Origin of the sequence: Pantoea septica (genome assembly GCF_002095575.1) — a bacterium.
Taxonomy (GTDB): domain Bacteria; phylum Pseudomonadota; class Gammaproteobacteria; order Enterobacterales; family Enterobacteriaceae; genus Pantoea; species Pantoea septica.
This window is the reverse complement of the sequence record NZ_MLJJ01000027.1, coordinates 41,156-50,984: the sequence shown is the minus strand read 5'-3', so window position 1 is coordinate 50,984 and position 9,829 is coordinate 41,156. Positions and strand designations below refer to the sequence as shown.

General features: G+C 59.7%; 9 protein-coding genes and 1 pseudogene. 8 read left to right on the top strand and 2 right to left on the bottom strand.

From position 1 onward, the window contains the following. A pseudogene (locus HA46_RS14895) lies at positions 1-257 on the top strand (3-phenylpropionate MFS transporter); the annotation flags it as partial. Here the strand turns inward: HA46_RS14895 and csiE are convergent. Then, entirely contained in the window at positions 254-1,522 is a 1,269-nt protein-coding gene (gene csiE / locus HA46_RS14890) for a stationary phase inducible protein CsiE (protein WP_084885137.1), read from the bottom strand. The pseudogene HA46_RS14895 and the gene csiE overlap by 4 nt on opposite strands. 184 nt (positions 1,523-1,706) lie before the next feature. Between csiE and HA46_RS14885 the strand changes: the two genes are divergently transcribed. The 3 genes from HA46_RS14885 (at position 1,707) to HA46_RS14875 (ending at position 4,507) form a co-directional block, all read left to right on the top strand. Then, positions 1,707-2,306: a DUF1007 family protein gene (locus HA46_RS14885; protein ID WP_312064701.1), complete on the top strand. Its 600-nt coding sequence runs from the start codon at positions 1,707-1,709 to the stop codon at positions 2,304-2,306. Beyond that, complete coding sequence (locus tag HA46_RS14880; protein WP_084885133.1) at positions 2,297-3,280, top strand: nickel/cobalt transporter; 984 nt, start codon at positions 2,297-2,299, stop codon at positions 3,278-3,280. The genes HA46_RS14885 and HA46_RS14880 overlap by 10 nt, the downstream gene beginning before the upstream one ends. 213 nt (positions 3,281-3,493) lie before the next feature. Further along, positions 3,494-4,507, top strand: a complete 1,014-nt coding sequence (locus HA46_RS14875; RefSeq protein ID WP_033791844.1) for an MFS transporter — start codon at positions 3,494-3,496, stop codon at positions 4,505-4,507. Positions 4,508-4,815: 308 nt separating this feature from the next. On the opposite strand, the gene suhB is transcribed toward HA46_RS14875, so the two are convergent. Further along, positions 4,816-5,619: an inositol-1-monophosphatase gene (gene suhB / locus HA46_RS14870; RefSeq protein ID WP_084885131.1), complete on the bottom strand. Its 804-nt coding sequence runs from the start codon at positions 5,617-5,619 to the stop codon at positions 4,816-4,818. A 122-nt stretch (positions 5,620-5,741) separates the two neighbouring features. Here suhB and trmJ point away from each other — a divergent pair, with 122 nt between their 5' ends. The 4 genes from trmJ to pepB all read left to right on the top strand — a co-directional run bounded on the left by trmJ (position 5,742) and on the right by pepB (position 9,783). After that, the gene (gene trmJ / locus HA46_RS14865; RefSeq protein ID WP_084885129.1) at positions 5,742-6,479 is read left to right on the top strand and encodes a tRNA (cytosine(32)/uridine(32)-2'-O)-methyltransferase TrmJ; all 738 of its coding nucleotides are present in this window, start codon (positions 5,742-5,744) and stop codon (positions 6,477-6,479) included. Positions 6,480-6,587: 108 nt separating this feature from the next. Next, positions 6,588-7,085 (top strand): Fe-S cluster assembly transcriptional regulator IscR, encoded by a 498-nt coding sequence (gene iscR, locus HA46_RS14860; protein ID WP_084885127.1) that lies wholly within the window; start codon positions 6,588-6,590, stop codon positions 7,083-7,085. Positions 7,086-7,174: 89 nt separating this feature from the next. Beyond that, positions 7,175-8,341 (top strand): IscS subfamily cysteine desulfurase, encoded by a 1,167-nt coding sequence (locus HA46_RS14855; protein ID WP_033791840.1) that lies wholly within the window; start codon positions 7,175-7,177, stop codon positions 8,339-8,341. A 155-nt stretch (positions 8,342-8,496) separates the two neighbouring features. After that, positions 8,497-9,783 (top strand): aminopeptidase PepB, encoded by a 1,287-nt coding sequence (gene pepB, locus HA46_RS14850; protein WP_084885125.1) that lies wholly within the window; start codon positions 8,497-8,499, stop codon positions 9,781-9,783. The last annotated feature ends 46 nt before the right edge of the window (positions 9,784-9,829 follow it).

Genomic DNA, 9,829 nt, shown 5'->3' with positions numbered 1-9,829 from the left:
GGCTTATTGTGGGACAGATCCTGCACTGCGGCAGCTTTACCGTCTGCCATCTGGCGGCGATGCGTTTCATCGCCGCGCGCCGCGGCCCGGACGTGATTCGGCTGCAGTCGATCTATTCAGCGCTGGCGATGGGCGGCGGCATCGCGGTCATGACCATGATTTGCGGCGTGCTGTTCGCGCATCTGCAGGGCCATCTTTTCTGGGTAATGGCGCTGGTGGCGCTGCCGGCGCTCTTCCTGCGGCCGCGCGCGGTTTAAGCCTCCAGCAGCGCCCGGATACGCTGCTGCTGATGTGCGCTAAGCGGCAGCTCGGCGTGGATCAGCGGCGGCGAATAGAGCGGCAGCGAGGTAGCGTAAGGCGAGATCACCAGCGCGATTTCGCGCGGCGCGCCCTCGCGCTGAAAGTCGCTCATTTCCTGGTATTTGATATTTATCGGCAGCAGCGAGATTTCGCGGATCTGCTGCTCAATCTGCTGCTCAAGCCAGGCGTTATCGCCCGTCAGCAGTAGCACCTGTTTCTCCTGCAGCGCGTTCTCCTGCATCAGCCAGGCGCCGAAGATCACCGCAATCAGGCCCACCTCTTCCTGACTAAAACGCAAACCGTACGCGGTTTCGAAATCGCTCAGCGCCTGCTGCGTGGTGCGCAACAGGCGCGGATAAAGCCTGGTCACCTCCAGCGCCACGCTGTTATCGATACCGATGCCGAAATGAGCGCGATCCAGCGCCTGCGCCAGATGGGTATAAAGCTGCTCCGTCAGTTCCTCGGGCTCGTCAAAGCGCAGTTCGGCGAGCTGTTCGAAGGCGGCCACCAGCTGCCTGGTGGCCTGCATCAGCCGCTGGCTGGAGGGATGGTCGAGCGCGTCAGGCGCTGGCGCGTGGATTAGGCTAAACAGCAGCGTCCAGAATTCCGCTTCGCTGATATGCGGCGCCAGGTGGCAGCGCTTTTGCCAGTGCAGAACGACGTCCATCGCCGCCTCGCGCTCATACTTTTGCTGCAGCCAGGCAAGCTGACGTTCGTTGAACAGCGCGGGCTGACGCTGCATCAGGCCATATTTCATAAAGATTTGCAGGAACAGGCGATCGCGCGCGCTGAAGTCGCGACAAAGCTTCAGGCTGCAGTGCTGGATCAGCGCCTGCAGATTGGTTTCGTCATAGAGCGCTTTTTCTATTTTCATGGCTTTCAGCCGCTGGCGCAGCGGTGCGGCGAAGTGGTCGCGCACGAAGTTTTCCGACAAGCGCAGCCCGCGCCGCAGCCAGTGCAGCAGGCAAAGTCGCCGATCCAGCTCGGTGCCGTGAATGCGAAAGCTGCCGTCCACCATATGATGCAGTTCCAGCTGGTGATAACGCTGTATCTCATCCCTGACATCTTCGATATCCTGTCGGGCGACAGCGGCCTCGACCCCGTTCAGCTGACAGAGTTTTTCGAGCGTAAGCGCGGGAGTAGGCAAATACAGTAACAGCAGCAGATGACAACGACGCTGTGAACGGGTGAAGAGTGGTGCCGAAGAGGGAGCAGAACTCATCAGTCTAGATTCCAGCGGTCCGGTATTGCGCTAAGAATAGCCAATGGCGAATAAGGCCGCGGCTTTCGGCTGGTTTTTTGTGCAATGCTTCAGGACGGGTCACAATTTTTTTGTCATTCATCGGAGCATTTAACCTGGCATGTCTCTTTTTAACCTCACAAGAAGCGCGCTTTTTACCTTACTGATGGCCCTGAGCGCTGCTAGCTATGCGCATCCGCACAGCTTTATCGATATGCAAACCGAACTGCTTGCCGACGGCGATGCGCTAACCGGGCTGAAAATGCGCTGGACCATGGACGAGATTACCTCGGCCGATCTGCTTTACGATGCTGGCGATGCGAAGCCCGGGAGTGAAACCTGGAAAAAGCTGGCGGCGGAGGTGATGGCGAACGTGCTGGGCCAGCACTACTTTTCCGAGATCTGGCATAACGGCCAGCGCGTGAAATTCCTTAATCTGCCAAAGTCCTACGCGCTGTCGCGCAGCGGCAACAAAGCGGTGCTGGAGTTTGTATTGCTGCTGGCAGAGCCGCCGCAGCTGGCCGGGCAGCGCTTCGATATCCTGACGTTCGATCCCACCTATTTCGTCGATATGACCTATAGCGACGCCCGCGACCTGCGCCTGTCAGCCTCGCTGCAGGATCGCTGTGAGGTGGCGCTGCAGACGCCGAAACCCGATAGCTCGCTGAAGCAGTACGCGCTGTCGCTTGATAAAGCCGACGCGCCGCCTGAGCAGATGGATTTGGGGCGTCAGTTTGCGCAAAAGGTGACGCTGACATGTCATTGACGCTTTCTCAACTGCGCGCACGTCGCGCCTGGCCGCTGTGGCTGCTGGCCCTTGCGCTGGCGGCGGGCGCGTTGGCGCTGTGGCAATACTGGCCGCAAATTATGCTGCAAAGCGCCCTCTGGCAGAAAGGGCTTCATCAACAGATGACCCAGCTGCTGCAGCAGGTTAAAACTTCGCCCGGGCAGGCTGGTGGCCTGCTGGTGCTCTTCAGCCTGGCCTATGGCGTGCTGCATGCGCTGGGGCCCGGCCATGGCAAAGTGGTCATCACCACCTTCCTCGCGACTCATCCGACGCGCCTTAATATCACCCTCAGGCTGACGCTGCTGGCATCGCTGCTGCAGGGCAGCGTCGCCATTGTTCTGGTGACGCTGATGCTGGTGGTGCTGCAAACCTCATCGCGCCAGCTGCATCTCAGCAGCTACTGGCTGGAGAAGGGCAGCTATCTGCTGGTGATCGGGTTAGGAATATGGATCGGCGTGCGGGCCCTGAAGACGCTGCGACGTCAGATGCGGCCGCGTGCGCCGATGAAGATCCGCGCCTTGCACGCCGCTCATCAGCACCATGCGCACTGCGGCTGCGGCCATGCGCATCTGCCGGACGCGCAGCAGGTTGCTGAAGCGGTCAGCGTGAAAACCCAGCTGCTGCTGGTGGCGTCGATGGGGCTGCGTCCCTGTTCGGGCGCGATCATGATGCTGCTCTTTTCGCGCGTTATCGGCGTTTATCTCTGGGGCGTCCTGTCGGCCATCGTAATGGCGCTGGGTACCGCGTTAACCATTTCCGCCATCGGCCTGCTGGTGCAGCGTTCGCGAGCGCTAGCGCTGCGGTTGGGCGATGAAAGCCGCGCGGCCACGACGGCGGCGATGGCGATGCCTTTGCTGGCGCTCATCGGCAGCGCGCTGCTGATCGCGGCGGGGCTGGCGCTATGGCAAAGCGCTGCGCCGGGCGTGGGCGGCGGTCTTCGTCCGTTCGGATAACAACCGCAACAGGGGACGCAAAAAATAGTAGCTTGCGTCCTTGCTTTATTCCGCTTTGCTTATCTCAAATATTCACGCTTCGCTAACTGCAATATATTGCTGCTTACTGTGGTGAAAATAGTTTTCTCGTCTACGCTAAATAACAACAACCACATGTATTGTCGCTTTATTAATATTGATTATTTAACGTTGTCTGTTGCGAGGAGAACCACCATGCACGAAACCCGGATTAATAATGGCCCAACAGAGACCATTACTGAAACGCACGCGGGATTACCGTTAAAGCGTATTTCATGGAGCGCCGTATTCGCTGGCGTAATTGGCGCGCTGATTGTGCATATTTTACTGACGCTGCTCGGAACCGCGATTGGCGCCACTACCGTCGATCCGCAGCAGGAGCAAAATCCGCTGCAGCATCTTGGCACCGGCGCCCTGGTCTGGACCGGTCTAAGCATGTTGATCGCCATGGCGGTAGGTAGCTATCTGGCGGGCCGTCTGGCGCAGCGTGAAGGCGCGCTGCATGGTCTGCTGATGTTTGGTCTCAGCACCTTATTTACTATCTGGCTGGCCGTTTCTCTTGCCAGCAGCCTGATCGGTGGCGCATTTAATATTATTGGCGCAGGCTTTCAGGCGGCAGGCAACGGTATTTCCGCAGCGGCCCCTTCTGTGACCGATTATGCGAAACAGAAGCTGCAGGAGAATAATATCAACCTCGACGACTTGCAGAATGAACTGACCACCACGCTGCGTCAGACCGGCAAACCTGAACTGCAGCCGGAAAATTTACAGCAGGACGCGAATAGCGAAGCGAATAATGCCGAAAACCAGGCGAAAAATACCGCGCAAAATCCGCAGAACGCCGATACCGATATTACCAACTGGATTAGCGGCGTAATGAATCGTCATGCCGATACCCTGCAGGCGGCTGACCGCGACGCGCTGAAAAATATCATCAAGGCGCGCACCGGTAAAAGCGATCAGGAAGTTGAGCAGATCGTTAGCCAGACCGAACAGAGCTATCAGAAAGCGATGCAGCAGTATCAACAGCTGAAGCAGCAGGCAGAACAGAAAGCGCGCGAGGCGGCTGAGCAGGCTGCTGCGGCTACCGCGAAAGCGAGCTGGTACGCCTTCTTTATGCTGCTGATTGAAGCGGTGCTGGCTGGCGTGATGGGCCGCATCGGTCGTCGCACTCAACCGCGTCAGGTGCTGAGCCACGAACGTCGTTAAGTGTGAGATTGAGCTAATAAAAAAGCGGCTGAAAAGCCGCTTTTTTTATGCAAATACGCACCGATTCTGAAACGGGGTAGGCATAAACCGAAGAGCAAAGCGTCCCGCGGCATGGACAAAAACGCCGGGAGCGTTTTTGAACAACGCAACGCGTTGCCCGCTTACGGGCGCGCCTCAGGGAAGAGGTGCGTAACTGCGCGGGCCGAGCGGTCAGGGATGACTCAAGCGACTTTGCGATCGGTTTATGCCAACCCCGTGGGCACGAAATCTGCCCGAGAAAAAGGCGGCTTAAAGCCGCCTTTCTCATCTTAGCGCTTCAGCGCTTCGCTCAGCTCGTCACGCATGCTGGAGAGCAGCGATTTCACCACGCGCGGGTTGCCCGCCACGATGTTGCCCGAGTGCATATAACCGTGACCGCCGGTAAAGTCCGTGACCAGACCGCCCGCTTCACGCACCAGCAGTTCGCCGGCTGCGAAATCCCACGGCTTCAGGCCGATTTCAAAATAGCCGTCAACGCGGCCGGCGGCCACGTAGGCCAGGTCCAGCGCAGCGGAGCCGGTGCGGCGGAAGTCGGCGCACTGGGTAAACAGCTTCGTGACCACATTCATGAAGGCCGGGGCGTGCTGCTTGGTTTTGAACGGGAAGCCAGTGGCGAGAATGGTGCCGTCAAGATCGCGAGCGGTGCTGCCGCGCAGACGGTAACCGTTAAGCTGCGCGCCCTGACCGCGCACGGCGGTAAAGAGCTCATTGCGCATCGGATCGTAAACCACCGCCACTTCGGTACGGCCTTTAATGCGCACGGCGATTGAAACAGAGAAATGCGGCAGGCGTTTGATAAAGTTGGTCGTGCCATCCAGCGGATCGATAACCCATTGAATATCCTGATCGTCGCCCGCCAGTTCGCCACTCTCTTCAGTAATGATGGAGTGCTGCGGGTAGGATTTGCGAATCACTTCGATAATCAGTCGTTCTGCATCACGGTCAACATTGGTAACAAAGTCGTTGCTGCCTTTCTGGTTCGCTTCGACCGCGTCCGGGGTTTCATAATTTTTGGCAATCAGGTTGCCGGCCTTGCGCGCAGCGCGCACGGCGATGTTGAGCATCGGATGCATCGGTATCTCTCACTGGATGTTAAAGAACGAGGAAAAACGGCGCGGAGTATAGCAGCGCATTCTTTAAATGTCTCGACTTATGTTAGCATGCTGCCCATCATTTCCTCACTGACGCCAACCTAATGCTGCAAAATATTCGAATCGTACTGGTGGAAACCTCTCACACCGGCAATATGGGCTCCGTGGCCCGCGCCATGAAAACCATGGGCTTAAGCAATCTCTATCTGGTTAATCCGCTGGTGAAGCCTGACTCGCAGGCGATCTCGCTGGCGGCGGGCGCCAGCGACGTGATCGGCGACGCGCAGATTGTCGACACGCTCGACGACGCCATCGCCGGCTGCAGCCTGGTGGTCGGCACCAGCGCCCGCTCGCGCTCGCTGCCCTGGCCGATGCTAGACGCGCGCGAATGCGGCGTAAAAAGCGTGGAAGAGGGGCAGCAGGAGCCGGTGGCGCTGGTCTTCGGCCGCGAACGCGTAGGACTGACCAACGAAGAGCTGCAGAAATGCCACTACCATGTCGCCATTCAGGCGAACCCGGAATACAGTTCGCTCAACCTGGCGATGGCGGTGCAGATCATTGCCTACGAGGTGCGTATGGCGTGGCTGGCGGCGCAGGAAAAAGCGCAGCCCGCACCGGTGTACGCCGAATCGCCTTATCCGCTGGTGGACGATCTGGAGCGCTTCTATCAGCACATGGAACAGATGATGCTGACCAGCGGCTTTATCCGCGAAGGCAATCCGGGACAGGTAATGAGTAAGCTGCGCCGCCTCTACACGCGCGCCCGTCCAGAGCGCGACGAGCTGAATATTCTGCGCGGCATGCTCGCCTCGTTTGAGAAGCGTAAAGGCGAAAAAGAGTAGTTGAGTAAATTACTTGGTTAAATAGTTGACCAAAATACTCGGGAATGTCAGACTTCGGCTATCTTTTGCTAATCCTCCGATAACCGGACGCTATTGAGGTAGTACGCTATGAGACTGACATCCAAAGGACGTTACGCCGTTACCGCGATGCTGGACGTTGCCCTGCATTCTCACCAGGGGCCGGTTCCGCTGGCTGACATTTCCGAGCGTCAGGGCATTTCGCTCTCCTATCTGGAGCAGTTATTCTCGCGTCTGCGTAAACATGGTCTGGTCGCCAGCGTGCGCGGCCCGGGCGGCGGTTATCTGCTGGGCAAAGCGTCCAGCGCGATTGCGGTAGGCGAGGTCATTACCGCCGTGGATGAGTCCGTCGACGCCACCAGGTGCCAGGGCAAAGAGGGCTGCCAGGGCGGCGAACGCTGCCTGACCCATGTGCTGTGGCGCGATCTTAGCGTGCGCATCAGCGATTTCCTGAACAACATCACGCTGGCCGAGCTGGTGAACAATCAAGAAATCCTCGACGTGGCGGACCGTCAAAATTCACAGGACAATCGTCGTTTCCAGAACAACCGCGTTCAGGAAATCAACGTCAATCTGCGCGCCTCCTGATCCCCTTTCTGCGCGGCCCTTACTGCTAACGCGGTGGGGGCCGAATCTGCTATAAAGACGTATGATTTTTGATACGGAGCTTTAGCGCAATGAAATTACCGATTTACCTGGATTACGCCGCGACGACGCCGGCCGATCCGCGTGTGGCCAGCAAAATGATGCAGTTCCTGACGCTGGACGGCACCTTTGGTAATCCGGCTTCGCGCTCGCACCGTTTCGGCTGGCAGGCGGAAGAGGCGGTCGACGTGGCGCGCAATCAGGTGGCGGAGCTGGTCAACGCCGACCCGCGTGAAATCATCTTCACCTCCGGCGCGACCGAATCGGACAACCTCGCCCTGAAAGGTGCCGCGCATGCCCAGCGCGCGCGCGGTCAACATATCATCACCAGCCAGACCGAACACAAAGCGGTGCTCGACAGCTGCAAACAGCTGGAAAGCGAAGGCTTTACGGTGACTTACCTGACGCCGCCCGCCAACGGCATTATTACGCCGGACGCCGTGCGCGCCGCGCTGCGCGACGACACCGTGCTGGTGTCGCTGATGCATGTGAATAACGAAATCGGCGTGATTCAGGATATCGCCGCCATCGGCGAGCTGTGCCGCGCTCGCGACATCCTTTTCCATGTCGACGCCACCCAGAGCGTCGGCAAGCTGCCGATTGACCTGAGCGAGCTCAAGGTCGATCTGATGTCGTTCTCCGCTCATAAACTCTACGGCCCGAAAGGCATCGGCGCGCTTTACGTGCGACGCAAACCCAAAGTCACCATCGACGCGCAGATGCACGGCGGCGGACACGAGCGCGGCATGCGTTCCGGTACGCTGCCGGTGCACCAAATCGTCGGTATGGGCGAAGCTTTTCACCTCGCGCGCGAGGCGCAGGAAAGCGAGATGGCGCGCCTGGCCGCGCTGCGCGCGCGACTGTGGCAGGGGCTGAGCGCGCTGGACGGCGTGCAGCTTAACGGCGATCTGGCGCAGAGCGCGCCCAATATTCTCAATATCAGCTTTGCTGGCGTCGACGGCGAGTCGCTGATTATGGCGCTGAAAGACCTGGCGCTCTCGTCGGGTTCGGCCTGCACTTCCGCCAGCATGGAACCCTCCTACGTGCTGCGCGCCATCGGCCTTGATGAGGCGCTGGCACACAGTTCGCTGCGCTTTTCGCTCGGCCGCTTCACCACCGAAGAAGAGATCGACTACGCCATTGCGCTGGTGCAAAAGGTGGTCGCTCGCCTGCGCGCGCCGGTGTCCGCCTCACGTTAACGGCTGCGCCCTGTTCCGGGGAAATCCGGAAACGGCGCGCCTCCAGCTGGATCCGCTGGCGTCACCCGGCAATATCTGTTATCAGGTCTGACGTTTAACGGCTAAAGCCTGCGCTTCTGGCTGGATGATACTTATAACGCATATGGAGTTTCGCGATGACAACACAACCGATGAACATTACGCTGAGCCACCAGCCCGCTGATGCGCGCTGGGGCGAAAAAGCGATTCTGACCAGCAACGACGGCGGCATGACCATTCACCTGCACGGCGCGGATCAGCTCAATACTATCCAGCGCGCGGCGCGCAAGATTGACGGGCAGGGCATTCGTAACGTCGCGCTGAGCGGCGAAGGCTGGGATCTGGAGCCGTGCTGGGCGTTCTGGCAGGGCTATCGCAGTCCAAAAGGGGAGCGCAACGTCGTCTGGCCGACCCTGAACGAACAGGATCAGGCGGAGTTTTCCCGCCGTCTGCGCATTATCGACTGGGTGCGCGACACCATTAACCTGCCGGCGGAAGAGCTGGGTCCGGAGGATCTGGCGCACGGCGCTATCGATCTCATCAGGGAGGTCGGCGGCGACGCGGTAAGCTATCGCGTTACGCGCGGCGACGATCTGCGCGCGCAGGGCTATCTCGGCCTGCATACCGTTGGACGCGGCTCCACCCGCCCACCGGTGCTGCTGGCGCTGGACTACAATCCGACCGGCGACGACAGCGCGCCGGTGTACGCCTGCCTGGTCGGCAAAGGCATCACCTTCGATACCGGCGGCTACAGCCTGAAGCAGAGCGCCTTTATGGACTCGATGAAGTCCGATATGGGCGGCGCGGCGACCCTGACCGGCGCGCTGGCGCTGGCCATTTCGCGCGGCCTGACGCAGCGCGTCAAGCTGTTCCTCTGCTGCGCCGACAATATGGTCAGCGGCAACGCTTTCCGCCTCGGCGACATCATCCGCTACCGCAACGGCAAATCGGTCGAAGTGATGAACACCGATGCGGAAGGGCGCCTGGTGCTGGCCGACGGCCTGATCGACGCCAGCGAACAGCAGCCGACGCTGCTGATTGACGCCGCGACGCTGACCGGCGCGGCGAAAACCGCGCTGGGCAACGACTATCACGCGCTCTTCACCTTCGACGACGTGCTGGCGCAGTCGCTGATGGGTAGCGCCACCAGCGAGAACGAGCCGTTCTGGCGTCTGCCGCTGGCGGAGTTCCACCGCAACCACCTGCCTTCGAATTTCGCCGACCTCAATAATATCGCCAGCGCGGCGCATTCGGCGGGCGCAAGCAGCGCGGCGGCGTTTCTGTCGCACTTCGTCACCCGCTATCAGGAAGGCTGGTTGCACATCGACTGTTCGGCGACCTACCGTAAAGGCGCGGTGGATCAGTGGTCGGCAGGGGCTACCGGCATCGGCGTGCGCACCCTGGCGAATCTGCTGCTCAAGTAAAGGATCCGGCGACGGCGTGCCCGTCGCCTTAGTGAGAAAGGCAAAA